Annotated in this window: 26 protein-coding genes; 19 read left to right on the top strand and 7 right to left on the bottom strand. The window is 65.6% G+C overall.

The window, feature by feature from the left end; translation table 11 throughout:
- Positions 1-4 precede the first annotated feature (4 nt).
- From SALA_RS03470 to thrS, 4 genes are read right to left on the bottom strand one after another with little or no spacing between them, the layout of a single operon-like run.
- A complete protein-coding gene (locus tag SALA_RS03470; RefSeq protein WP_011541006.1) occupies positions 5-763 on the bottom strand; it encodes a sulfite exporter TauE/SafE family protein in 759 nt (252 codons plus the stop codon).
- 41 nt (positions 764-804) lie between these two features.
- Positions 805-1,962 (bottom strand): hypothetical protein, encoded by a 1,158-nt coding sequence (locus SALA_RS03465; RefSeq protein WP_011541005.1) that lies wholly within the window; start codon positions 1,960-1,962, stop codon positions 805-807.
- A 9-nt stretch (positions 1,963-1,971) separates the two neighbouring features.
- Complete coding sequence (locus SALA_RS16395) at positions 1,972-2,658, bottom strand: AraC family transcriptional regulator (RefSeq protein ID WP_011541004.1); 687 nt, start codon at positions 2,656-2,658, stop codon at positions 1,972-1,974.
- The gene (thrS, locus tag SALA_RS03455; RefSeq protein WP_011541003.1) at positions 2,655-4,658 is read right to left on the bottom strand and encodes a threonine--tRNA ligase; all 2,004 of its coding nucleotides are present in this window, start codon (positions 4,656-4,658) and stop codon (positions 2,655-2,657) included. Before thrS ends, SALA_RS16395 begins: the two co-directional genes overlap by 4 nt.
- A 92-nt stretch (positions 4,659-4,750) precedes the next feature.
- Between thrS and SALA_RS17720 the strand changes: the two genes are divergently transcribed.
- The 10 genes from SALA_RS17720 (at position 4,751) to SALA_RS03410 (ending at position 9,672) form a co-directional block, all read left to right on the top strand.
- On the top strand, positions 4,751-5,137 hold the full coding sequence (locus SALA_RS17720) for a MerC domain-containing protein (protein WP_084764662.1): 387 nt from the start codon (positions 4,751-4,753) through the stop codon (positions 5,135-5,137).
- A gap of 214 nt (positions 5,138-5,351) precedes the next feature.
- A complete protein-coding gene (locus SALA_RS17060; protein ID WP_153802623.1) occupies positions 5,352-5,516 on the top strand; it encodes a hypothetical protein in 165 nt (54 codons plus the stop codon).
- Between the two features lie 3 nt (positions 5,517-5,519).
- Positions 5,520-5,933, top strand: coding sequence for a hypothetical protein (locus SALA_RS03445; RefSeq protein ID WP_011541001.1), 414 nt, complete (start codon positions 5,520-5,522; stop codon positions 5,931-5,933).
- Positions 5,930-6,121, top strand: a complete 192-nt coding sequence (locus SALA_RS03440; protein ID WP_011541000.1) for a helix-turn-helix transcriptional regulator — start codon at positions 5,930-5,932, stop codon at positions 6,119-6,121. Before SALA_RS03445 ends, SALA_RS03440 begins: the two co-directional genes overlap by 4 nt.
- 71 nt (positions 6,122-6,192) lie before the next feature.
- On the top strand, positions 6,193-6,447 hold the full coding sequence (locus SALA_RS03435; RefSeq protein WP_011540999.1) for a DUF6356 family protein: 255 nt from the start codon (positions 6,193-6,195) through the stop codon (positions 6,445-6,447).
- Positions 6,448-6,576: 129 nt separating this feature from the next.
- Complete coding sequence (locus tag SALA_RS03430; RefSeq protein ID WP_011540998.1) at positions 6,577-7,341, top strand: alpha/beta fold hydrolase; 765 nt, start codon at positions 6,577-6,579, stop codon at positions 7,339-7,341.
- A gap of 77 nt (positions 7,342-7,418) precedes the next feature.
- The gene (locus SALA_RS03425) at positions 7,419-7,856 is read left to right on the top strand and encodes an acyl-CoA thioesterase (protein ID WP_011540997.1); all 438 of its coding nucleotides are present in this window, start codon (positions 7,419-7,421) and stop codon (positions 7,854-7,856) included.
- Positions 7,857-7,865: 9 nt separating this feature from the next.
- Complete coding sequence (locus SALA_RS03420; RefSeq protein ID WP_011540996.1) at positions 7,866-8,303, top strand: VOC family protein; 438 nt, start codon at positions 7,866-7,868, stop codon at positions 8,301-8,303.
- A gap of 111 nt (positions 8,304-8,414) precedes the next feature.
- Positions 8,415-9,158 carry a hydroxyacylglutathione hydrolase gene (gene gloB / locus SALA_RS03415; RefSeq protein ID WP_041383051.1) on the top strand — a complete coding sequence of 248 codons (744 nt, stop codon included), beginning with the start codon at positions 8,415-8,417 and terminating at the stop codon, positions 9,156-9,158.
- A gap of 67 nt (positions 9,159-9,225) precedes the next feature.
- A complete protein-coding gene (locus SALA_RS03410; RefSeq protein WP_192807441.1) occupies positions 9,226-9,672 on the top strand; it encodes a hypothetical protein in 447 nt (148 codons plus the stop codon).
- Between the two features lie 100 nt (positions 9,673-9,772).
- Here SALA_RS03410 and SALA_RS03405 read toward each other — a convergent pair whose 3' ends face one another.
- The 3 genes from SALA_RS03405 to SALA_RS03395 all read right to left on the bottom strand — a co-directional run bounded on the left by SALA_RS03405 (position 9,773) and on the right by SALA_RS03395 (position 14,531).
- Positions 9,773-11,578 carry an AMP-dependent synthetase/ligase gene (locus SALA_RS03405; RefSeq protein WP_011540993.1) on the bottom strand — a complete coding sequence of 602 codons (1,806 nt, stop codon included), beginning with the start codon at positions 11,576-11,578 and terminating at the stop codon, positions 9,773-9,775.
- Between the two features lie 109 nt (positions 11,579-11,687).
- The gene (gene ggt, locus SALA_RS03400; protein ID WP_041383049.1) at positions 11,688-13,379 is read right to left on the bottom strand and encodes a gamma-glutamyltransferase; all 1,692 of its coding nucleotides are present in this window, start codon (positions 13,377-13,379) and stop codon (positions 11,688-11,690) included.
- Between the two features lie 81 nt (positions 13,380-13,460).
- On the bottom strand, positions 13,461-14,531 hold the full coding sequence (locus tag SALA_RS03395) for a quinone-dependent dihydroorotate dehydrogenase (protein ID WP_011540991.1): 1,071 nt from the start codon (positions 14,529-14,531) through the stop codon (positions 13,461-13,463).
- 70 nt (positions 14,532-14,601) lie between these two features.
- Here SALA_RS03395 and SALA_RS03390 point away from each other — a divergent pair, with 70 nt between their 5' ends.
- The 9 genes from SALA_RS03390 (at position 14,602) to SALA_RS03350 (ending at position 23,249) form a co-directional block, all read left to right on the top strand.
- Positions 14,602-16,419, top strand: coding sequence for a DUF885 domain-containing protein (locus SALA_RS03390; RefSeq protein WP_011540990.1), 1,818 nt, complete (start codon positions 14,602-14,604; stop codon positions 16,417-16,419).
- A gap of 101 nt (positions 16,420-16,520) precedes the next feature.
- Positions 16,521-17,408 (top strand): AraC family transcriptional regulator, encoded by an 888-nt coding sequence (locus tag SALA_RS03385; RefSeq protein WP_011540989.1) that lies wholly within the window; start codon positions 16,521-16,523, stop codon positions 17,406-17,408.
- 83 nt (positions 17,409-17,491) lie between these two features.
- Positions 17,492-18,252 (top strand): IS5 family transposase gene (locus SALA_RS03380; RefSeq protein ID WP_153802622.1). Its coding sequence is split into 2 segments (ribosomal slippage): positions 17,492-17,816 and positions 17,816-18,252, totalling 762 coding nucleotides; the frame shifts between segments, so codons are not numbered across the junction.
- A gap of 310 nt (positions 18,253-18,562) precedes the next feature.
- The gene (locus SALA_RS03375) at positions 18,563-19,063 is read left to right on the top strand and encodes an SUF system Fe-S cluster assembly regulator (protein WP_011540986.1); all 501 of its coding nucleotides are present in this window, start codon (positions 18,563-18,565) and stop codon (positions 19,061-19,063) included.
- 4 nt (positions 19,064-19,067) lie between these two features.
- The gene (gene sufB / locus SALA_RS03370; protein WP_011540985.1) at positions 19,068-20,555 is read left to right on the top strand and encodes a Fe-S cluster assembly protein SufB; all 1,488 of its coding nucleotides are present in this window, start codon (positions 19,068-19,070) and stop codon (positions 20,553-20,555) included.
- An 83-nt stretch (positions 20,556-20,638) separates the two neighbouring features.
- Positions 20,639-21,073 carry an endonuclease domain-containing protein gene (locus tag SALA_RS03365; RefSeq protein ID WP_153802621.1) on the top strand — a complete coding sequence of 145 codons (435 nt, stop codon included), beginning with the start codon at positions 20,639-20,641 and terminating at the stop codon, positions 21,071-21,073.
- Complete coding sequence (locus SALA_RS03360; protein WP_011540983.1) at positions 21,070-21,585, top strand: GNAT family N-acetyltransferase; 516 nt, start codon at positions 21,070-21,072, stop codon at positions 21,583-21,585. Before SALA_RS03365 ends, SALA_RS03360 begins: the two co-directional genes overlap by 4 nt.
- A complete protein-coding gene (sufC, locus tag SALA_RS03355) occupies positions 21,572-22,315 on the top strand; it encodes a Fe-S cluster assembly ATPase SufC (protein ID WP_011540982.1) in 744 nt (247 codons plus the stop codon). Before SALA_RS03360 ends, sufC begins: the two co-directional genes overlap by 14 nt.
- A 205-nt stretch (positions 22,316-22,520) precedes the next feature.
- Positions 22,521-23,249: a SufD family Fe-S cluster assembly protein gene (locus SALA_RS03350; RefSeq protein ID WP_011540981.1), complete on the top strand. Its 729-nt coding sequence runs from the start codon at positions 22,521-22,523 to the stop codon at positions 23,247-23,249.
- Positions 23,250-23,273 lie beyond the last annotated feature (24 nt).

The raw sequence follows: 23,273 nt of genomic DNA, 5'->3' as shown, positions 1-23,273 counted from the left end.
GTTACTATATCAAGCGCACTACCGCCGAAACCGCCGCGACCCCCAGCACGAGGGCGACCATTGCCTGCCAGATGTGCGGGGGCACGCGGCCGAAGTGGCGAGCGCCGACGCGGTTGCCGAGCCACATCGGCGCGAAGAGGATCAGCGACACGAGCAAAAGCCGCCAGTTCGCGATGCCGAGCCAGAGCGCCGCGAGCGTGCCAGCGATTGCGGTCATGAAGAAGATCATCAGCATCGACGCGCGCGCCACCTTCGGCTCGACGCGGCGACGCAGATAGAAGGGCACGACAGGCGGGCCGGGCATGGCGGCGAAGCCGGTGAGGATGCCCGAGGCTATTCCCGTGCCCGCGACCGCGAGCTTGCCGGGCCGGTGCCCCTCCGCCTGTTTGGGAAGCAGCACCGCGACGAAGGCGGCGACCGCGGCGAGCGTGATGAGCAGGCGCGCGAGGTCGGCGGGCGTATGGTCGAGCGCGACCATGCCGAGCGGCGTCAGCGCCATCGCGAGCAGGCCGATCGGCCAGGCGGTCGCGCGATCGGCGTCGGCGACGATCATGCCTATCCCGACCGGGCCGATCAGGAGTTGCAGCAAAATGCCCATAACCACCGCCTCGCCCGGCGGCATGATGAGGCCGAGCAGCGGCACGAGGATGATCGCCATGCCGAACCCGGTGAGCCCGCGGACATAGGCGGCGCCAAAGGTCATCGCGGCGGCGCCCGCGAGCGTCAGCGGCGCGAAGCCGACAAGGTGGGTCAGGCTGGTCATCGCGCGGCCGATACCGCAGCGAACGGGTCCCGGCTAGTCCCTCAGCCGAGCGGCCAGAGCGCGTCAACCGGTCGTTCGAGCACCTGCGCCGCGATCGCGTGAAGCCGCGGCGGATCGAAACGGCCCGCGCGCACCGCGTCCGCCAGCCATGCTTCGATCGAACCGCCGCTTTCCACCCAGCGATCCTGCCGCAGCATTCCATAAATCGCACCGGCGAGCACATGGATGCCGTCGTCGGCCTTGCGCCAGCGGTCGGCGGGATTGCGCGCGACGCCCAAAGCCTCGCTGATAAGCTGATCGAGCGCCTGCGCCATATCCTCGTTCAGCATCCCTTCGAGCGTCGTATAGCCCCATTTGGGATCATGGTCGGCGACGATGCGCGGGATCAACGGGTCCTTGCCAAGCAGCGCGAGCGCTGCGGTTGCCGCGGGCCCGTCCATCGGGATCGGCGGGTGCAGCATCTCGTGCGCGGCGTTGCGCACGGTGATCGGCACGCCCCAGTCGGTCGCCTGCAGGAACGTCTGCCCCTGCACCTTGATCCCGTGCGGTTTGCAGAATTGCAGCAGCACGACCTCGATCTGCGGGTCGAACCCGCGCCCCGTGAGCTTTTCGTGCCAGCGGATCACGTCATAATCGCCGAGGCTGCGCGTCAGCTCTGCGATGCGCGCGTCGATATCGCCGATACGGCGTTGGCGAAACGCGGCAAAGCCCGCCGTCTGCATCGCCTCGAACACGGCGCGCAGCCGCGGCGCCGCACCGACGAACCAGCGCCAGTCGGCCTCGGCCCAATAGGGGCTGGCCCGATAGGCGGGCAGCAGTCGCGCCTCCGGGTCGGCGGCCCCTGCGATCAGCGCCGCGAGATCGCCATCATTGCCGTTCGAGAAGATTACCGAGAGGTTCGGGCCGAGCAGCCCAAACTGCGCGCGCTCGGCCTCTTTCCACAGCGCCGCGATCTCGGCGTGCGCGGCGGCAGGCAGCTCCGCGGCGAAGACGTCGGCGTCAGCCTTGTAATAGGGAAGGTAAAGCTCGCCGCCCGCCAGCGGACCGAGGAAGGCGAGCGCATCGAAGCCTTCGGAGGCGCGAACTTTCCACCGCGTGCGCATCGGCGGGCGTTGCGGCTGCGCGAGGGCGGGGACGGACGGCAGGAGCGAAAGGGCGGGTGCGGCGAGCGCGGCGGCGAGGAGGTGTCGGCGATGCATGCCCACTGCCTAGCCGCGCGGCACCCCGCTGGCTTGAACGGACTTTGCCCGCAGGCGCACGGGCGGAAGGCCGGTCATCGCCGCGACCGCGCGAGCGAGATGCGCCTGGTCGGCGAAACCCTGGTCGGCCGCGAGATCGGCGAGCGTACCGCGCCAGCCGGGCAGCGCGGCAAGGGCGCGGCGCGTTCGCGCTTCGAGGCGGAAGCGCTTGGGGCTGGTGCCATAGGCGCGCGCGAAACCGCGGCTGACCGACGCCGGATCGAGGCCGACGGCGCGCGCCCATGGCGTGATCGCAAGGTCGGGATCGGCGCCGAGCGCCGCGGCGAGCCGGTCGGGCCAGTCGGTGTGTCGATCGTCGCTCGCGCAGAACCACTCCGCAACGAACGCCGCCGCGGCGCGCGGGTCGCGCTCGGCCAGCCGCGCCGCCGTGTCGGGATCGTCGATCGTGCCGACACCGGGCGCCAGTCCCGGCACTAAGGGCAGGTTGAGCACCTCCGCCCCACGCGCGCCGAAGCGGTCGAGATGCGCGGTCCAGCACCCGTGGACGACGACCATGCCCGGCCGCACCGCAAACCGCCCCTCGTCGCCCGCTTCTTCATATCCGCCGCCGAGCACGACCGCGATATAGCCATGGGCATGGCGATGCCGCGGCAGCCGCTCGTCCGCCGCGTGGCGACCGAAGCCGACCGCGCTCACCGGACCTTGAGGTCCGGCGGGGTCGCCTGGGTCTTCAGCATCGCGATCGCTTCGGCGAGCGGCATGATGCGCTGGCCGTCCTGCCCCAGCGTGCGGATCGCGACGGTGCCTTCCTCGGCCTCGCGCTTGCCGACGACGAGCAGGTGGGGGACTTTGGCGAGGCTGTGTTCGCGCACCTTGTAGTTGATCTTTTCGTTGCGCAGATCGCTCTCGGTGCGGATGCCCGCGGCGACGAGCCGTGCGGTCGCGGCCTTCGCATAATCGTCGGCGTCGCTGACGATCGTCGCGACGACTGCCTGCACCGGCGCGAGCCAGGTCGGGAAGCGGCCGACGAAATGCTCGATCAAAATGCCGATAAAGCGTTCATAGCTGCCGAAGATCGCGCGGTGGAGCATCACCGGGCGATGCCGCTCGCCATCCTCGCCAATATAGGAGGCGTCGAGCCGGTCGGGGAGCACGCGGTCGGACTGGATCGTGCCGACCTGCCACGTCCGGCCGATCGCGTCGGTCAGATGCCATTCGAGCTTGGGCGCATAGAAGGCGCCTTCGCCGGGCAGTTCCTCCCAGCCATATTGCTCGGTCGCAAGCCCCGCCTCGATCACCGCGTTGCGCAGCTCATCCTCGGACTTGTCCCACATCGCGTCGCTGCCGAAGCGCTTTTCGGGACGCAGCGCCAGCTTGATCGCATAGGTGAAGCCGAAATCCTTGTAGATGCGGTCGGCGAGCGCGCAGAAATTGCGGACTTCCTCGACGATCTGATCTTCGCGGCAGAAGATATGCGCGTCGTCCTGGGTGAACTGGCGCACGCGCATCAGCCCGTGCAGCGCACCGTGGGGTTCGTTGCGGTGGCAGCAGCCATTTTCGTAAAGCCGCAGCGGCAGGTCGCGATAGCTTTTCATGCCCTGGCGGAAGATCAGCACATGCGCCGGGCAATTCATCGGCTTCAGCGCCATCCACTCGGCATCGTCGGAGACGATCGGGCCTTCATCCTCGGTGTTCGGCACCTCGTCGGGGATGACGAACATATTTTCGCGATATTTGCCCCAGTGGCCCGACTGTTCCCACTGGCGCGCGTCCATCACCTGCGGCGTCTTGACCTCGCGATAGCCCGCGGCGTCGATCGCGCGGCGCATATAGGCCTCGAGCTCGCGCCACACGACGAAGCCATTGGGATGCCAGAAGACCGAACCATGCGCCTCCTGTTGCAGGTGGAACAGGTCCATCTCCTGCCCCAGCCGACGATGGTCGCGCTTGGCCGCTTCCTCCAGCCGGACAAGATGCTCGGCGAGCTGCTTCCTGTTCAGCCAGCCGGTGCCATAGATGCGCGAAAGCTGCGCATTTTTCTGGTCGCCGCGCCAATAGGCGCCCGAAACCCGCGTGAGCTTGAACGCCGCCGGGTCGAGCTTGCCCGTCGACGCCAGATGCGGCCCGCGGCACATGTCCATCCAGTCGTCGCCCGACCAGTAAACGCTGATCTCCTCGCCCGCGGGCAGCTCGGCCGCCCATTCGGCCTTGAACGTCTCGCCGTCCTTCTTCCAGCGGGCGATCAGCGCGTCGCGGTCCCACACCTCGCGGCGCAGCGGCTTGTCGGCGGCGATGATGCGGCGCATCTCCTCCTCGATCAGCGGCAGTTCCTCGTCGCGGAATGGGCCATGTTCAGCGGTCGGCGCGAAGTCGTAATAAAAGCCGTCGCTCGTCGCGGGACCAAAGGTGATCTGCGTGCCCGGAAACAGCGTCTGCACCGCTTCGGCGAGGACATGCGCATAATCGTGGCGCGCGAGTTCGAGCGCATCGGCCTCGTCGCGGCTGGTGACCAGCGCCAGGTTCGTGTCTTCCTCCAGCGGTCGCATGATGTCGCGCAGTTCGCCGTCGATTTTTGCCGCCAGCGCCGCCTTGGCAAGGCCGGGGCCGATGGCGGCCGCGATCTCGGCCGGGGTGGTCCCGCGCGCGACTTCACGGGCAGAGCCATCGGGAAGGGTGACGCGGATCATGTCGGACATCGAAAAAACGGCCTTTCTTGCGCAAAAGTGCGGCGCCCCTTTGCCAGCAAGCGATAGGAGCGGCAAGGGCGGGATTCGCAACGGGGGTTGCAATGATACTATGTATCATTATCTGGCGTCGCAATCCCTCCCGCGAAAGACATGTCATGTGCCTCCCCTCGCCGCGCGCCCGGACCGCGGACCTCGCCGGTATCGCCCTGTCGTCCGCCTGCCTCGTCCACTGCCTTGCGCTTCCGCTCGCGCTGCTGGTCGCACCCGCGCTCGGCAGCTGGCTCCACCTGCCCGACGGGGTTCACGCAGCGATATTGATGATTGCGCTCCCGACCGCGGCCATCGCCATCAATGGAGGGCGGCAGCGGCACGGGCACAATGCCCCACCCTCCTCGCGGTCGTCGGCATCAGCTTTCTTGCGGCTGGCCTCGCCGCGCACGAAGGCTGGTTGGCGTTGCCCGACGCGCAAACCGCCGACCGACTGCTGACGTCGCTCGGCGCCGTCATGCTGGCCACCACGCACCTGGTGAACCGGCGTCGGCGTCACGATGTAGGCGAGCATCCGGGCTAGTTCCGGGCCACTCCTTGCGTCCACAGCCGGATGCAATCTGTTTGGCAAGCTTGGCATTTAGTCAATGTTGCTTGACAATTTCGATTCGCTGTGTCAATGTTCCTTTACTTATTAACAAGGGAGCCTGACCAATGCCGCCTTTATTCCGTGCCCTGATCTGGGCTGTTGCCAGTTTCGCCATTGCCCTTGCGTGGATCGCCGACCTCATCCCGGCGTCGGTGGGCAGCGCACTTGTCCTGGCCCTGCCCATCGCCATGGTCGCGACCACGCCGCGCGCGGCCTGCCGGAAGAGCTGAGCGATGGCCTCGATCTCTGCGCGGCGGCGTTATATCGGCCGCATGATTCCGATCTCGATCGCCTATATTGTTACGGTGATGCTGGCGAGCAGGATCATTCCCGACGACGCCGCAGCCACCCCGCTGACTGTCGCGGTGGCGCTGGTTCCGGCCCTCGCGACATCGGGATTCATCTGGGCGATGGCGCGCTATATCACCGAATTGTCAGACGAATATGTCCGGATGCTGGAGATCCGCAAGATGCTCGTCGCAACCGGATTGACGCTGGCGCTCGCGAGCGGCTGGGGGATATTGGAGCTGCTCACCGACGTGCCCAGGGTGCCGCTCTTCTATGTCTTCCCGGTCTGGTGCCTCGGGCTGGCAGCGGGTTCGCTGGTCAACAAGGCGACGATCGGCGATGGCGGACCCTGCCCGTGAAGAACCGCCTCAAAGTCCTGCGCGCCGAGCGCGACTGGAGCCAGCAGGATCTGGCCGACCGACTGGAGGTATCGCGCCAGTCGGTCAACGCGATCGAGACGGGCAAATATGACCCGTCATTGCCGCTCGCCTTTCGCATCGCCGACCTCTTCGGCCTGCCGATCGAAGCCATTTTCCTGAAGGATTGACCGGCTGCCGCCTTGCGACCGCGCTCCTCCCCCGCTAGGGCGTCACCGAGCCGCAGCAAGGGATCGCCATCATGTTCAAACGCCTGTTCGTCGAACATCCCAAAAGCGTCGATGAAAGCTATGTCGAGCATTTCTTTGTTGCCTCGCGTTTCGGGGTGACGATGATCTGGGGCGGGTTGTGCGCACTGGTTCATGCGGTCGTGCCGGGATGGTGCATCACCACGGGCAGCGACACGATCCAGCGGCTCAACAGGATCATGGTCGAGCAGCGCCGCGCCAGGGGACAGGCGGTGGCGCAGATGAGCACCGTCGACTGGGTGATCTGAGCGGCGTGACTGCTCCGAGGGCCGCCCATAATTCCGTTCGCATCGAGCGAAGTCGAGATGCTCATCGGTCATTCACGCCTTCGGGGTGTCTCGACTTCGCTCGACACGAACGGGAATAGGAGGCCCTTTTTGTCCGAACCCTCCGCCACTCATTATCTCGACCGCACAGGCCGCCCACGGCTCGCCTATCGTTTCACGCCCGGCGCGGGGCCGACGATCGTCTTCCTGCCCGGCTATATGTCCGACATGGCGGGGGGCAAGGCGACCGCGCTGTTCGATTGGGCCGCCGCCGAAGCGCGCGCGTGCCTGTTGCTCGACTATGCCGGGTGCGGGCTGTCGGACGGGCTGTTCGCCGAGCAGACCTTGCTCGACTGGCGCGGCGATGTGCTCGACCTGATCGATGCGAAGGTCGATGGCCCCGTCATCCTCGTCGGCTCGTCGATGGGCGGCTGGCTGATGCTGCTCACCGCGCTCGCGATCGTCCGGCGCGACGGGCCGGGCCGCGTCGCGGGGCTGGTCGGCATCGCGGCGGCGCCCGACTTCACCGACTGGGGCTTCACGCCCGAGGAAAAGGCGATCATCCTTGCCGAAGGTGCGCTGGTCGAGGAGACGCCCTATGGCGACCAGCCTTATGTGACGACGCGCGGCTTTTTCCGGTCGGGCGAGGCGAACCGGCTGCTCGACGCCGAAATCCCCCTCACCTGCCCTGTCCGCCTGCTCCACGGGCAGGAGGATGGCGACGTTCCGCCCGACATCAGCCTGCGCCTGGCGGCGGCGCTCGCGAGCGACGATGTGCAGGTCACGCTCGTCAAGGGCGGCGATCACCGCCTGTCGCGCGACACCGACATCGCGCTGCTGATCGACACGGTCGCGCGCTTGGCGGCCGGAAACTAAAGCTTGATTGAAAAAGCCTCGTTCCCCCGCGAAGGCGAGGGCACGGCTTTTCCATTCACCGATGTCCGAGGATGTTCATGGCTCGCAGCGACTTTCGTTTCCACGTCACCAAGCGCGTCCGCTATGCCGAAATCGACGCGCAGGCGGTCGTTTTCAACAGCCGCTACCTCGAGTATTTTGACCTCGGCATCACCGAATACTGGCGCGCGGCGGGGGTCTATGATCGCTGGCCGCTCCGCGACAGCCCCGAGTTCCACGTCGCGCGTGCCGAGGTCGATTACAAGGCGCCGATCCTGCTCGACGAAGAGATCGACATTTGCGTGCGCGCGGCGCGCGTGGGCAAAAGTTCGATGACCTTCCTGTTCGAACTGCACGGCAAGGGCAAGGATGAGCTGCGCGCCGCCGGCACGATCGTCAACGTTCATGTCGAGGAAGCGCAAGGGGCGACAGCGCCAGTGCCCGATGAATTCGTATCTTTGTTCGAAGCGTTTGAAGGTCGGCCACTTCGTGCCTAATAGGGGCGCATGACCAGATATCTTCACACGATGATCCGCGTGTCAGACCCGCAGGCGACGATCGACTTTTTCAGGCTGATCGGGCTGGAGGAAGTGCGCCGCTTCGACAATGAGGCCGGGCGCTTCACGCTGATCTTTCTCGCCGCGCCCGGACAGGAAGGGGTCGCCGAGGTCGAGCTGACCTATAACTGGCCGCCCGCGGACGGCAGCGCGCCCGAACACTATAGCGGCGGCCGCAACTTCGGGCATCTCGCCTACCGGGTCGACGACATTTACGCGACGTGCCAGCGGCTGATGGACGCCGGAGTGACGATCAACCGTCCGCCGCGCGACGGACATATGGCGTTCGTGCGCTCACCCGACGGCATTTCGGTCGAACTGCTCCAGGACGGCTATCTCGAACCCGCCGAACCCTGGGCCTCGATGCCCAACCGGGGAAGCTGGTAGGGCGCAGCGCCACGGGAAGGCGAGACTTTCCGCGGCGACTGTGGCAGAGTGGCGCACCAAGGTCCGCCGGCATCCACTCCGTCTTGTGGGTGCATGAGCTGCAAAGGAGGCATGGTGGCTGCACTCGAAATCGTCCGGATCCCGGTCCTCAGCGACAATTATGTCTGGCTGGTCCACGAGCCCGCCAGCGGCGCGACGATGGTGGTCGACCCGGCGGTCGCCGATCCGGTGCTCGACGCGGCGAAGGCGCGCGGCTGGGCGATCACCGACATCTGGAACACCCACTGGCACCCTGACCATACGGGCGGCAATGCCGCGATCAAGGAAGCGGCCAAGGCATGGGGCGGCTGCACGATCACCGGCCCCGCGGCCGAACATGAACGCATCCCGACACTCGACGTGCTGGTAAAGGGCGGCGACACGGTGCGGCTGGGCGACCATGTCGCGGATGTCTGGGACGTCCCCGCGCACACCGCGGGCCATATCGCCTATCATTTTGCGGATGACGCCGCGATCTTCGTCGGCGACACGATGTTCGCCATGGGGTGCGGCCGCCTGTTCGAGGGGACGGCCGAGCAGATGTTCGCCAATATGCAGAAGCTCAGGGCGCTCGACGATGCAACGCGCGTTTATTGTGCGCACGAATATACGCTGTCCAACGCGCGTTTCGCGATCACCGTCGATCCGGCCAATGAGGCGCTGGCGGCGCGGCTTGCCGCGGTCGAGGCTGCCCGCGCGGCGGGCGAGGCGACGGTGCCGACGAGCATCGGCGCCGAGCGCGCGACAAACCCCTTTTTCCGCGCGCCCGACGCCGCGGAACTCGCGCGCATCCGCGCGCTCAAGGATGCGGCGTGATACGCGGGCGGCTTCAGCACCGGTTCATCGGCCACGGCTATTCTGGCTGGTCGCAAGGAGCAATGTCATGGCCAAGCTGAATCCGATGGCGGTCGCGCTGGCGATTGCTGCGGCGCCGCTCGCCGCAAGTTGCGCCCCCGCCGGAACCGGCGAACCCGGCGCCGCGGCGCTCACCCCGAAACAGGCCGAGAGGCTGGAGAAGCAGCTTGCGGGCAAGGTGCCCGGCACGCCGATCAGCTGCCTGCCCAATTACCGCACCAACGACACGATCCGCGTGTCCGACAGCATCCTTCTGTACCGCGCGAGCGGCAACCTCGTCTATCGCAACGATCTCAAGGGCAGTTGCCCCGGCCTCGCGCGCGACAGCGACATCATGGTCGTGCGCCAGTTCGGATCATCGACCTGCAGCGGCGATTTCTTTCACCTGGTCGACCGGACGAGCGGCATCCGTGGCCCGACCTGCGTTTTCGGCGAGTTCGTTCCCTATCGCAAACCGGCAGGGAACGAAGGCTGAGCCCCACGGGTTCGGTCGCGGGCGGGGACCGGTTTGCACCGATCTCTTCGGGTCGCACCCCGCCTGCAATTGTCAAGCGTCGCCCCCGCGAAGGCGACGATTATGCCTTGTACAAGGCCGCAATCTTGTCCGCATAAATCTCCCGCAGCACGTGGCGGCGGATTTTCATCGACGGCGTCATCTGTTCATTCTCGATGGTGAAGGCTTCGTCGGCGAAGTCGAACTTGCGCACCTTTTCGATCACCGAAAGCTGCCCGTTGACGCGGTCGACCGCGGCGCGGATCGCCGCACGGAACTTTTCATGTTCGCGCAGCAGCGGCATCTCTTTCGGCAGCCCTTCGGCCTCCGCCCATTCGGCCGCCCATTCGGGATCGGGCACCAGGATGCCGACGAGGTGCGGGCGCTTGTCGCCATAGACCATCGCCTGCAATATCTCGGGTTGCAGCGTCAGCATCCCCTCGACGCGCTGCGGCGAGACATTGTCGCCCTTGTCGTTGACGATCAGGTCCTTCTTGCGGTCGGTGATGACGATGCGCCCCGCTTCGTCGATATGGCCGATGTCGCCGGTGTGGAGCCAATCGTCGATCAGCACGCGCTCGGTTTCGGCGGGATTGCGCCAATAACCCTTCATCACCAGTTCGCCGCGCACACAGATTTCGCCGTCGTCGGCGATGCGCACCTCGGTGTTCATCAGCGGGGGACCGACGGTATCCATCTTGAGGCCCGTTTTCGGCCGGTTGCAACTGATGACCGGTCCCGCCTCGGTCTGACCATAGCCTTGCAGCAGCGTCAGCCCGATCGAATGGAAAAAGACGCCGATCTCCGGGTTGAGCGGCGCGCCGCCCGATACCAGGGCCTTCATCCGGCCGCCGAACCTTTTCCGGATCTTGGGACGGAACAGCCGGTTGAGCAATATATCGACCGGCCGGTCGAGCACGCCCATGCGCCGCGCATAATCCTTTTCGCCGACGCGCAGCGCCTGGGCCAGCATCCAGTTCGCGAGCTTGCCCTGCTTTTCAACCGCCTTGATCATTCGCGCGCGGATCACCTCGAACAGCCGCGGAACGACGACCATGATCGTCGGGCGCGTCTCCTCGATGTTCGAGACGAGCTTTTCGAGCCCCTCGCTGTAATAGATTTGCGCGCCGACCATGATCGGCAGGAACTGCCCGCCCGAATGTTCATAGGCGTGACTGAGCGGCAGGAAGGAGAGGAACACTTCCTCGTCGCCGATCCCGAAATCATTGACCAGGATTTCGGCGGCGCCCGCGGCGTTGTGCAGGATCGCGCCATGATGCTGCATCACGCCGCGCGGCGCCCCGCCCGTGCCGCTGGTATAGATGAGGCAGGCGGTGTCCTCGCGCTTGACGCCGAGGCCGCGCGCCTTTGCCTCCTCGACCCATGCGGCGCCGCCTGCAACCAGCGGCGCCCAGTCGTGGACCGACACGTCGCCCTGTTGCCCGACGCGCAGACTTTCCATGGAAATGACAATATGCGCGTCGGAGCGCATCACCGCGGGCATCAGCACGCGCGCGAGCTTTGCGGTCGACACGATCACCGCGCGCGCGCCGCTGTTGTCGAGGATATGCTGATGATCGCGTTCGGTGTTGGTCGTATAGGTCGGGACTGTGATGCACCCCGCGGCCATGATGCCAAGGTCGGCGATGCACCATTCGGGACGGTTCTCGCTCACCAGCACCACCCGGTCGCCCTCTTTCAGCCCCAGCTTGCGCAGATTGTGCGCGAGCGCCGCGACCTGTTCGGCGACCTCGCGCCAGCTCAGCGCCTGCCAGGCGCGGTCGGCCTTGTGCCACAGAAAGGGATCCTCGCCGCCGCGCGCCGCGCGGTCGAAGAACATCGCGACCAGGCTGGGGAAATGGTCGAGATGGGGGTTTTCCAGCTTCATGCCTCTCGCTCTCCTCGGGAGGATATTATTTCGTTGCCCCCGTTCTTAGGGTCATTCGCTGTACGTTAGAAGCCATAACCCGATGCGCATTCGGGCAAGTGCGGCGCATTCACCCCTGCGGCGGCGCGCCATCGACGGCCGAGGTGCCGGGACCGCGCGGATCGGCAGCGCCGCGCATTCCCTCCGCCGTGCGTTCGATCGCGTTGAGTTTCGATCCAAGGTCGGTGGGGGTGAAGCTGTAGCCGAAAGGCTGCATTTTGGCGGCAATCGCCTGCCCCGCCTCACTATCCTCGATCAGCACGCCCTGGCGGCCGAAAAAGAGGTTGGGAAGCGCAATCGCCTCTTTCGCATCAAGGCCCCAGTCGAGCACGCCGATCAGCGTCTTGGTGACGTGCATGATGATACGCTTGCCGCCCGCCGAACCAACCGCGAGCACGACCTTGCCGTCGGGGCCGTAAACGATCGTCGGCGACATCGAGGACAGCGGCCGCTTGCCCGGCTGCACCCGGTTCGCGGTCGGAACCCCGTCCCTGGCGGGCACAAAATCGAAATCGGTAAGCTCATTGTTGAGGAAATAGCCGTTCGCAATCAGCTGGCTGCCGAAGATGCTTTCGACCGTCGAGGTCATCGAGACGACATTGCCCGCAGCGTCGGCGGCGACGAAATGTGTCGTCCCCTGCTCGTCGACCGGCGGCGCCGCGGCTCGCGGGGTCGCCCCCGGCGGCGTGCCCGGTTCGTAACGGCCCGCCGCGCCATAGGGCGAGATCAGCCGACGGCGCTCGGCGAGATAGGATTTGTCGAGCAGCCCTTTGACCGGCACATCGACAAAGTCGGCGTCGCCAAGATAGGCGGCACGATCGGCATAGGCGAGCTGCATCGCTTCGGCGAGCAGATGCCAGCTCATCGGATTGTCCTTGCCCATCGCCTTCATGTCCCAGCCTTCGAGCATCCCCAATATGCCGAAGACGGTGGTGGCGCCCGACGAGGGCGGACCCATGCCGCAGACCTTGTAGATGCGATAGCTGGTGCAGACGGCGGGGCGTTCCCTGGCCCGATAGGAGGCGAGATCCTGAAGCGTCAGCGTCGCGGGATTGCGCGGCGCGCGGGCCACCGCATCGCGGATCGCGCGCGCATTGGCGCCCCTGTAAAAAGCATCGGGGCCGCGCGCCGCGATGTCGCGAAGCAGCGCGGCATAGGCCGGGTTGCGGAGCCGCGTGCCGACCGGCGCGGGCTTGCCATCGACATGATAGATCGCACGCGCCGCGGGAAAATCCTTCCAGACGGGCTCGAACCGGACGAGCCAGTTGTGGAGCGCGGGCGTGACCTCGAAACCCCCTTCGGCAAGGTCGATCGCCGGCTGGAACAGCGCCTTCCATTCGAGCTTGCCCCATTTTTTGTGCGCCATTTCCATCAGGCGGATATTGCCCGGAACCCCGACCGAAAGCCCGCCCGGTACCACGTCCATAAAGCCGCGCGGCTTGCCGTCGGGTCCGAGGAAGCGGTCGGGGGTCGCCGCGGCGGGTGCGGTTTCGCGGCCGTCGATCGTCGATATGCCGCCGTCGCCCGCATTGTGATGGAGCATGAAGCCGCCACCGCCGATCCCGCTCGATTGCGGCTCGACGAGCGTGAGCACCGCGACCATGGCAATGGCAGCGTCGGCGGCGCTGCCCCCCTGATGCAGGATGACGCGCCCCGCCTCGGTCGCGCGCGGATCGGCGGAGGAGGTGACGCCCTGAGCGGCGGCGAGCGTGGGACAGGCAAGCGAGACGAAGGCGACGAGCGCGAGGAGACGGTTCAGCATGCACGCGACATTGGCGCGGAGACAGAGGGAGTGCAAGGGCGCTTGATCGCTCTCTCCGCTGCGGGGGGAGAGCGCATGGGCTCAGGCGCCCGCCCCCACCGCGTCGCTCACCCGCGCAAACCCGTCGCGCGCCGCCAGCGTCTCCAGCCCGCGTGCGATGCGGCTCGCAAGACCCGGCCCTTCAAAGACCATCGCCGAATAGACCTGCACCAGGCTTGCTCCCGCGCGAATGCGTTCCCAGGCCTGTTCGGCAGAGGCGATCCCGCCCGCGGCGATCAGCGGCAGCCTGCCGCCGCTCGCGGCGCGGAAATCCTGCACGCACTGAAGCGCGAGCTGCGCGAGCGGCGCGCCCGACAGGCCACCGGCTTCGACGGCGTGGCGCGAGGCCAGCGGCGGCCGGGCTACGGTCGTGTTCGACACGATCACCGCCGCGAGCCCCCTATCGAGCGCCACCGCCACAATGTCGTCGATGTCGGCGGGTTCGAGGTCGGGTGCGACCTTCAGGAAGACGGGCTTCGCCGCCCCCGCCGGCTGCGCCGCGGCGACGCCGTCGAGCAGCGCCTCGAGCGCCCCCCTGTCCTGCAGCGCGCGCAGTCCGGGCGTGTTCGGCGAGCTGATATTGACGGTAAGATAATCGGCGAGCGGCGCCATCGCCGCCGTGCCCTTCGCATAGTCGGCGATGCGGTCGGCGCTGTCCTTGTTCGCGCCGATATTGATGCCGAGCGGCACCGGCAGCCCATGGCGGCGCAGGCAGGCGATGCGCTCGGCGGCGGCGACCTGTCCGCCATTGTTGAAGCCCATGCGGTTGATGATCGCGCGATCCTCGACCAGCCGGAACAGCCGTGGGCGCGGATTGCCCTCCTGCGGCAGCGGGGTGAGCGTGCCGACCTCGACAAAGCCGAAGCCGAAATGCGGCATCGCATGCGCGACGCGCGCGTCCTTGTCGAAACCGGGGGCCAGCCCGACCGGGTTGGGGAAGCGCAGTCCGGCAAGCTCGGTCGCGAGCATCGGGCTGGTCAGGGCATGGCGCGCGCGCGGCAGCGGCTGGAGCGCGGCGAGCGTCAGATTATGCGCGGCCTCGCCATCGGTGGCGTGGACGAGCGGGCGGGCGAGCGCATAGGCGGCGTCGGTGAGCGAAGCGAAAAGCGACATGGCCCGCCATTGCGCGCCCGGCGGCGCTATGGCAAGCCCCCGCCATATCCGCAAAAACCGGGAGAAAATCGTGTCGCACCTTCGCACCCTCGCTCGTCTGTCCACCGGCCTTGTCCTGCTTGCCACGGCGGGCTGTGCGTCCATGACCGGGCAGGGCGGCCCCGTGGCGAGCACGCCGCCCCCGGCGGCGGCGGTGCCGGCTGGCGCCGATCTTGCGCAATTCTTTGAAAATTACGACGCCGCGCTGCTGTCGCTGGCGCCGCAGAGCAAGGCCTATCGCGGCATTCGCGACGCCGACTATGGCCGCTGGGACGACGTCAGCGACGAAGCCGCGGTCGCGCGCCACAAATTGCAGCAGGCCAGCGCCGCGGCAATGCGCGCGAGCTTCGACCCCGCGACGCTGTCCGCCGAAGAAGCCCTGTCGTTCGAGCTGTTCAACGCCGCAGCGGCGCGCGCCGAACGGCTGTTCCCTTACCGCAATCACGACTATATCTTCGACCAGATGAACGGCGCGCAAAGCCAGCTGCCCGCCTTTCTCATCAACATCCATCGCGTCGCCAACGTCGCCGAAGCCGAAGCCTATGTGTCGCGCATCCGCGGGCTCGGTCCGCTGCTCGATGCGCTGTCGGCGCAGTCGGCCGAACGTGCCGCGCGGGGAATCCAGCCGCCGAAATGGGTCTATGCCTATCTGATTTCCGACATCGGCAATCTGCTCGGCCCCGACAATGCGGTGATCGAGGACATTACGGCGAAGGTCGGCAAGCTCGGCGTCAGCGACGCCGAAAAGGCGCGGCTGGTCGCCGCGGCCAAGGCGGCCTGGACCGAAAGCGCCGGTCCGGCCTATGCCCGCCTGCTCGCCGAAATGAAGCGGCAGCAGGCGGTGGCGCCGACCGCCGACGGCATCTGGCGCCTGCCCGATGGCAAGGCCTATTATGAAGCGCTGCTCGCCAATTACACGACGACCGACATGACCGCTTCGCAGATCCACGAACTCGGCCTCGCCGAAGTCGCGCGGATCCATGGCGAGATGCGGGCGATCATGACGAAGGTCGGTTTCAAGGGCAGTTTGCAGGAGTTTTTCGTCCATCTGCGCACAAGCCCGCAATTTTATCACACGACGCGCGAAGCCTATCTGGCCGATGTCGACAAATATGTGAAAGCGATGGAGGCACGGCTCCCCGCCTTTTTCAACACGCTGCCGAAGGCGCCGCTGGTGGTCAAACCCGTCGAGGCGTTCCGCGAAAAGTCGGCGGGCAAGGCCTTTTACCAGTCGCCCTCGCCCGACGGATCGCGGCCGGGCACCTATTATGTCAACCTCTATGACCTCAACGACATGTCGAAGACCGAGCTCGAGGCGCTCGCCTATCATGAGGGCGTGCCGGGCCATCACCTCCAGCGCGCGGTGCAGACCGAGCTCACCGGCCTGCCACCCTTCCGCCGCTTTGGCGGCGTCACCGCCTATACCGAGGGGTGGGGGCTGTATTCGGAGGAACTCGCCAAGGACATGGGCTTCTATACCGATCCGTACAGCGATTTCGGCCGGCTGGGCATGGAGCTGTGGCGCGCGTGCCGCCTCGTCGTCGACACCGGCATCCACGACAAGCGCTGGAGCCGCGAACAGGCGATTCAGTATCTGAAGGACAATACCCCCAATCCGCAAGGCGATATTGAAAAGGCGATCGAGCGTTATATCGTCTATCCGGGGCAGGCGACCGCCTACCTCATCGGCAAGCTCAAGATCATGGAGCTGCGCGGGCGCGCGCAGGCGGCGCTTGGCGAACGCTTCGATTTCCGCCGCTTCCACGATGTCGTGCTGGAATCGGGGCCGGTGCCGCTCGATATCCTCGAACGGCGGGTCGATGCGTGGATCGCGGCTGAAAAAGGTTAAGGCGGTTGACGAATGCGCTTGACGCACACCCCGGAAAAGCAAATGATTTGATTCAGATAAGCAGGCGGCCGGGGAAAGGCCGTCGGGGGTCTGGGTCTGTCATGTCGCACATATCATCCTCGCCAGCGGGCGTGGGCGGCAGCGCGCCGTTCGAGCTTCATTATTTTCCGCCCGATCCCGATCTGGCGGAGATGGTGTCGAGCTTTTACGTCGCGCGCATCAATGTGCCGCGGTTCGACGAATATGAACGCGCCGACCGCCCGCAATTCCGTTTCATGACCGTCGCCGACGGCGAATATGTCTTTGCCGACGGCCATCATTCGCCCGCGTGCCGGGCCAATATCGTCGGGCCGACCAGCGGCCGCGTGCGCGCCATCGCCAACGGTCCGACCACGATGTTCGGATTCGGCCTGTTGCCCGCGGGCTGGGCGGCGCTGATGGGCGACGACGCCGACAAGCTGACCGACGATGCGATGGATGCGGCCGACCTGTTCGGCCCCTGGATCGACGAGGTGGCCACCGCGCTCGAACAAGCGCAAACCGCCGAGGAAAAGCTGGTGATCGGCAATAATTTCGCGCGCGAGGTGCTGACGCGCGGCGAGACCGCGCCCATGTGGTTCATCCGCACCGTCGACGAGTGGCTGACTGCGACACCTTCGCCGCAGGTGCCCGCGCTGGTCGAAGCCACGGGCATGTCGATCCGTTCGGTCGAGCGGATGACGAAACATTATTACGGCCTGCCGCCGCGAATGCTCGCACGCAAATATCGCGCGGTGCGCGCGGCGTCGGCGCTGGCGCGCGGCGAAGGGCTGGACGCGGCGCAGCTTGGCGACGCCTTTTACGACCAGTCGCACCTGATCCGCGAGATCAAGCGCTTTGCCGGGGCAACACCGGGGCAACTCAGCAACCCGACGCTGTACACGCAGGCGACGACCAGAGGCCGCAAGCAGTTGGCCGGCAAGGTCGGCCGGATCGTGTCCGAAACATAAGACGCCGCTCTAGGCTGTAGTGACAATTTAGGGGTTCCCAACTGACGCGAGTTCTGATTCAACACTGGCTTTTGGAGGCTGGTGTGGAAGGCGAGGTTCTCAGGGACGATCAGTGGGAGCGGCTTCGGGAGTTTGTGCCCGGTGGCCGCAAGGGCAAGCGCGGACCGCGCAGCGATGGTCGGCGGTTTCTGGATGCTTTGCTGTGGCTGGCGCATTCGGGTGGGCGGTGGCGTGATCTGCCCGAGCGATTTGGCCCCTACCAGACTGTAAAGCGGCGCTATTATCGTTGGATCGAACAGGGGGTGATCGACCGGATATTCGCAGCCGTGTCCGATGACCCCGACATCGAATGGCTGGCGATCGACGCCACCGTAATCCGTGCCCAAGCCCAGGCCGCCGGGGCCAGGGTAAAAAGGGGGGCGTTCAAGCCCAGGCTCTGGGCCGCTCAAGAGGCGGGTTCGGAACCAAGATCCACGCTGTAGTCGATGCTCTCGGCCTGCCGGTGCGCTTCATGCTCGGCCCCGGCCAGCAGAACGATATGGCCCCGGCCTGCGACCTGATCCGCGGCCTGAAGGCCGAACACGTGCTGGCCGACCGCGCCTACGACGCCGACAGCCTGTGCGATCTCATCACCGAACAAGGCGGCGAACCGGTCATTCCGCCCCGCCGCCACCGCAAGGTCCAGCGCAGTTACGACCGCATCGCATACAAGCAGCGCTGGGGCATCGAGGGCTTCTTCGCCAAACTCAAGCAATGGCGACGCATCGCCACCCGCTATGACAAACTCGCCGCAAACTTCCTTGGCTTCATCAAACTCGCAAGCATAATGTTGTGGCTCAAATGATTAAATTGTCACTACAGCCTAACCATCAAAAATTGCGCGTCGCGTCGATTTGGCGTTTCCATACAATCGCGAATCGTCCGCCGCGCATAATCGATGCCTGCGACCCAGAAGAGCTCATCCTCTTCGACGAGGACTTGAGACCTTCATCTCGGCACTCATTCGGCTCCGGCCGGATGGGTGCCTTTTTTGTACCGCAGCTTTTCTATCGGCGCGCGAGGCCGCGCTTGCTTGCACGCTGAACGAGCCTCCCCTATATAAGTGGAGTAATTTACTCTAGTTAAGAATCGTTCGCAACGCGACGGATAAGAATATGCGCCTGTCCAACTTTGCCGATTATGCCGTGGTCCTGATGAGCGCCGCCGCCCGCCAGTGCGGATCGGTGCCGATTCACGCCGCGATGCTGGCGGAGCAAACGGGGATTCCCGGACCGACCGCGCAGAAGCTGGTGAGCCAGCTCGCGCGCGCAGGCCTGCTCGTCGCCTCGCGCGGCAGCGGCGGCGGGGTGCGGCTCGCGCGGCCCGCAGCGGCGATCAGTGTCGCCGACATCATCGAGGCGGTCGAAGGCCCGATCGCGCTGACGAGTTGCGTTGCCGAAGGGCGCCACGATTGTTCGCTCGAGGGCAGCTGCAAGGTGCAGCCGCACTGGGGCGTCGTGAACGGCGCGGTGCGCGGGGCGTTGGCAGAGATCAGTTTGGCGAGTTTGACCGTCGCCCCCGCGAAGGGTGCCGGGAGTCACGTGCCTCCCGGCACGGCCGCTGGAGGTCACGCACAAACGATAGCGGCCCCCGCCTTCGCGGGGGCGACGAGTTAAAGATATGATCGACAACACCGAAACCCGCATCAAGGACCAGGCCGCGCACGCCGCCGCCGCCAGGGTCGCCGATTATGAACATGGCTGGTCCGCCGACATCGAGACCGACTTCGCGCCCAAGGGGCTGACCGAGGATACGGTCCGCTTCATCTCGGCCAAGAAGAACGAGCCCGAATGGATGCTCGACTGGCGGCTGAAGGCGTTCCGCCACTGGCAGACGATGGAAACGCCCGACTGGGCGAAGCTCAACGTGCCGCCGATCGATTATCAGGACGCATACTATTATGCGGCGCCCAAGCCGAAGCCGAAGCTGTCCAGCCTCGACGAGGTCGATCCCGAAATCCTCGAAGTCTACAGGAAGCTCGGCATCCCGATCGAGGAGCAGAAGGTGCTCGCGGGGGTCGAGGGCGCGCGCAAGGTCGCGGTCGACGCGGTGTTCGACAGCGTCAGCGTCGCGACGACCTTTCGCGAGGAACTGAAGCGCGCGGGGGTGATCTTCCTCTCGATTTCCGAAGCGATCCGCGAATATCCCGAGCTGGTGAAAAAATGGCTTGGGCGTGTCGTGCCGATGCACGACAATTATTTCGCGACGCTCAATTGCGCGGTCTTTTCGGACGGCACCTTTGTCTATGTGCCCGAGGGCGTGCGCTGCCCGATGGAGCTCAGCACCTATTTCCGCATCAATGCCGAGAATACGGGGCAGTTCGAGCGCACGCTGATCGTCGCCGACAAGGGCGCTTATGTGTCCTATCTCGAAGGCTGCACCGCGCCGATGCGCGACGAGAACCAGCTCCACGCCGCGGTGGTCGAGCTGGTCGCGCTCGACGATGCCGAGATCAAGTACAGCACCGTGCAGAACTGGTACCCTGGCAATGCCGAAGGGCTGGGCGGCATCTATAATTTCGTGACCAAGCGCGCGCTGTGCCAGGGCAAGCGCAGCAAGGTGTCGTGGACGCAGGTCGAAACCGGCTCTGCGATCACCTGGAAATACCCAAGCTGTGTGCTCAACGGCGACGACAGCGTCGGCGAATTCTACTCGGTCGCGGTCACCAACAATTTTCAGCAGGCCGACACCGGCACCAAGATGATCCACAATGGCAAGCGCACGCGCTCAACCATCGTGTCGAAGGGGATCAGCGCGGGCAAGTCGAACAACACCTATCGCGGCCTCGTCCGCGTCGCGCCGAATGCCGAGGGGGTGCGCAACTTCACCCAGTGCGACAGTTTGCTGCTCGGCGACCGGTGCGGCGCGCATACCGTGCCCTATATCGAAGTCCGCAACCCGACCGCCACGGTCGAGCATGAAGCGACGACGAGCAAGATCAGCGACGACCAGCTCTTCTACGCCATGCAGCGCGGGCTGGGGCAGGAAGAGGCGGTGGCGCTGATCGTCAACGGCTTTGCCAAGGAAGTGTTGCAGCAGCTGCCGATGGAGTTTGCGGTCGAGGCGCAGAAATTGCTGGGGATCAGCCTCGAAGGGAGCGTGGGGTGACAAGCCTTTCGCCCACGGATCAAGCCAAGCGCCTATCCACCCCTCCCCTTCAGGGGAGGGGCCGGGGGTGGGGGCTATCGGCCTTGGACATCGCCGAACTGCAAAGCCGCGCGCGCCAGATGCGCAACAACCCCACCGAGCCGGAAAAACGGCTGTGGCGGCAGTTGTCGAACGGGCAGTTGTATGGCCACAAGTTTCGCCGCCAGCAAGTGATCGGTTGGTTCATTGCGGATTTCGTCTGTGCGTCGGCGAACCTGATCGTCGAAGTCGATGGTGACACGCATGAGGAAACGGCCGATCGCGCCCGCGACAAGGCGCTAGCGGAGCAGGGCTATCGCACCGTCCGCGTTTCGAACCATGAAGTGATGACGAACATGGATGGCGTGTTGGCCTTCATTTCTGAAGCGTTGCGTCAGGCCGATGGCCCCCACCCCAACCCCTCCCCTGAAGGGGAGGGGCTTAAGAGGGTCGAGGCGCAGAAATTGCTGGGGATTTCGCTTGAGGGGAGCGTGGGATGAGCATTGCAGTTCGCCCCGCCACCTCGGATGACGCACCCGAACTTGCCGCGCTGATCAACGCCATCATTGCGCGCGGGGGAACCACCGCGCTGGAAACCCCTTTCACGCCCGATCAGCTTGACGCTGCGTTCCTCACCGGGCCGGACGTGTGGTGTTGCTTTGTAGCCGTCGGTCCGGAAGGCTGTCTGGAAGGATTCCAGACGTTGCTTCGCGAGGATGGCTATCCGGCGGATTGGGGCGACATTGGCACCTTCACGCGGATCGACGGGATACAGAAGGGTGTCGGCACAGCGCTGTTTGCCGCCACGCGGGCGCGCGCAAGCGAACTCGGTCTCGCCGCGATCAACGCGACGATTCGTGCGGACAATAAGGGCGGACTTACCTTCTATTCGAAAATGGGAATGGAAGATTATGCTGTTGATCGGGGGCAACAGCTCGCCGACGGCACAGCTGTCGACCGCATTCACAAACGCTATTTTCTGAAAATCGATGGACATGATGCTGAAAATTGAAAACCTTCACGCCACCGTCGCCGACAAGCCGATCCTCAAGGGTCTGTCGCTCGCCATCAATGCGGGCGAGATCCATGCGATCATGGGGCCGAATGGCGCGGGCAAGTCGACTTTGTCCTATGTGCTCGGCGGGCGGCCGGGCTATGAGGTCACCGAGGGGTCGGTGACCTTCGAGGGACAGGATCTGCTCGATATGGAGCCGCACGAGCGCGCCGCCGCCGGGCTGTTCCTCGGCTTCCAATATCCGGTCGAAATCCCCGGCGTGTCGAACGTCCAGTTCCTGCGCGAAAGCCTGAACGCTCAGCGAAAGGCGCGTGGGCTGGAACCGCTGTCGGGCGGCGAGTTCCTGAAACTGGCGCGCGAGAAAGCCGCGCTGCTCAAGATGGACATGGACATGCTCAAGCGCCCCGTGAACGTCGGCTTTTCGGGCGGCGAGAAGAAGCGCAACGAGATGGTGCAGATGGGCATCCTCGACCCCCGCCTCGCGATCCTCGACGAAACGGACTCAGGGCTGGACATCGACGCGCTGCGCACCGTCGGCGACGGGATCAATACGATCATGCGGCGTCCCGACAAGGCGGTGCTGCTGATTACGCATTATCAGCGGTTGCTCGACTATGTGCAGCCCGATTTTGTGCATGTGCTCGCCGACGGCCGGATCGTGAAGTCGGGCGGGCCGGAGCTGGCGCGCGAGCTGGAAGCGCATGGTTATGCGGAGATTGCGGCGTGATGAGTGCGCGCCCCCTACTCCCTTCTCCCTTGAGGGGAGAAGGATATCGAGCCTTAGCCGCGAAGCGGGTTAGGCGTAGTTGGATGAGGGTGGGCGAGCCTTTGGCTCGCGCGATCGCATGGCGACCGCATACCCCTCACCCAGCTTCGACTAGCAAGCAAGCTCGCAAATCTGCGCAACCCTCTCCCACAAGGGGAGAGGGTAAGTGGTGACCACCCTCCCCTCGCGCCGCGACGAAGCCTGGCGCTACGCCGATATTGATGCGGTCGCCGCGGCATGGCCGCTGCCTGCGCCCGAGAGCATCATCGTGCCCGCGGGCGGCCAGTTCGCGCGCGCGATCGTGCAGGATAGCGGCGCGATCCATCAGATCGAAATGAGCATCGGCAAGGACGCGACCGCCGCGCTGCATATCCTCAACATCGGCGGCGCATACGGCCGCATCGAACTCGCCGTGACGCTCCACGAAGGCGCCGACTTCACCCTCGGCGCGGCGCAGATCGGCGGCGGTGCACAGAATCTGGAAATCGTCACCACGGTCATCCATGCCGAACCCGGCGCGACGTCGCGGCAGGTCGTGCGATCGGTACTCGGCGGCACCGCGACGGGCACCTATCTGGGCAAGGTCGCGGTCGCGCGCGATGCGCAGCAGACCGACAGCGAGCAGGATGTGAAGGCTATGCTGCTGAACCGCAGCGCCACCGCCAACGCCAAGCCCGAACTCGAAATCTTCGCCGACGATGTGAAGTGCGCGCATGGCTGCGCGATCGGGGAACTGGATGCCATGGCGCTCTATTATCTCGAGTCGCGCGGGATGCCGCCCGCCGAGGCGAAGAAGATATTGCTCCAGGCCTTTGTCGCGGGCGTGTTCGACGGGGCGGTGGATGAGGCGCGGTTGCAGGAGCTGGCGCTGGCGAAGCTGGGGGAACTGGTGTGAGCAATCTCCCTTCCCCGTTCGCAT

Source organism: Sphingopyxis alaskensis RB2256, from assembly GCF_000013985.1.
GTDB classification, from domain to species: domain Bacteria; phylum Pseudomonadota; class Alphaproteobacteria; order Sphingomonadales; family Sphingomonadaceae; genus Sphingopyxis; species Sphingopyxis alaskensis.
Note: the sequence above shows the minus strand (reverse complement) of the source record. Positions and strands in the feature narration are given on the sequence as shown.

Coding starts and splice junctions, on each gene's coding strand:
- SALA_RS03470 (WP_011541006.1), bottom strand. CDS start 763: ATGACCAGCCTGACCCACCTTGTCGGCTTCGCGCCGCTGACGCTCGCG.
- SALA_RS03465 (WP_011541005.1), bottom strand. CDS start 1,962: ATGCATCGCCGACACCTCCTCGCCGCCGCGCTCGCCGCACCCGCCCTT.
- thrS (WP_011541003.1), bottom strand. CDS start 4,658: ATGTCCGACATGATCCGCGTCACCCTTCCCGATGGCTCTGCCCGTGAA.
- SALA_RS17720 (WP_084764662.1), top strand. CDS start 4,751: ATGATACTATGTATCATTATCTGGCGTCGCAATCCCTCCCGCGAAAGA.
- SALA_RS17060 (WP_153802623.1), top strand. CDS start 5,352: ATGCCGCCTTTATTCCGTGCCCTGATCTGGGCTGTTGCCAGTTTCGCC.
- SALA_RS03445 (WP_011541001.1), top strand. CDS start 5,520: ATGGCCTCGATCTCTGCGCGGCGGCGTTATATCGGCCGCATGATTCCG.
- SALA_RS03435 (WP_011540999.1), top strand. CDS start 6,193: ATGTTCAAACGCCTGTTCGTCGAACATCCCAAAAGCGTCGATGAAAGC.
- SALA_RS03425 (WP_011540997.1), top strand. CDS start 7,419: ATGGCTCGCAGCGACTTTCGTTTCCACGTCACCAAGCGCGTCCGCTAT.
- SALA_RS03420 (WP_011540996.1), top strand. CDS start 7,866: ATGACCAGATATCTTCACACGATGATCCGCGTGTCAGACCCGCAGGCG.
- gloB (WP_041383051.1), top strand. CDS start 8,415: ATGGTGGCTGCACTCGAAATCGTCCGGATCCCGGTCCTCAGCGACAAT.
- SALA_RS03410 (WP_192807441.1), top strand. CDS start 9,226: ATGGCCAAGCTGAATCCGATGGCGGTCGCGCTGGCGATTGCTGCGGCG.
- SALA_RS03405 (WP_011540993.1), bottom strand. CDS start 11,578: ATGAAGCTGGAAAACCCCCATCTCGACCATTTCCCCAGCCTGGTCGCG.
- ggt (WP_041383049.1), bottom strand. CDS start 13,379: ATGCTGAACCGTCTCCTCGCGCTCGTCGCCTTCGTCTCGCTTGCCTGT.
- SALA_RS03395 (WP_011540991.1), bottom strand. CDS start 14,531: ATGTCGCTTTTCGCTTCGCTCACCGACGCCGCCTATGCGCTCGCCCGC.
- SALA_RS03385 (WP_011540989.1), top strand. CDS start 16,521: ATGTCGCACATATCATCCTCGCCAGCGGGCGTGGGCGGCAGCGCGCCG.
- SALA_RS03375 (WP_011540986.1), top strand. CDS start 18,563: ATGCGCCTGTCCAACTTTGCCGATTATGCCGTGGTCCTGATGAGCGCC.
- sufB (WP_011540985.1), top strand. CDS start 19,068: ATGATCGACAACACCGAAACCCGCATCAAGGACCAGGCCGCGCACGCC.
- SALA_RS03360 (WP_011540983.1), top strand. CDS start 21,070: ATGAGCATTGCAGTTCGCCCCGCCACCTCGGATGACGCACCCGAACTT.
- sufC (WP_011540982.1), top strand. CDS start 21,572: ATGCTGAAAATTGAAAACCTTCACGCCACCGTCGCCGACAAGCCGATC.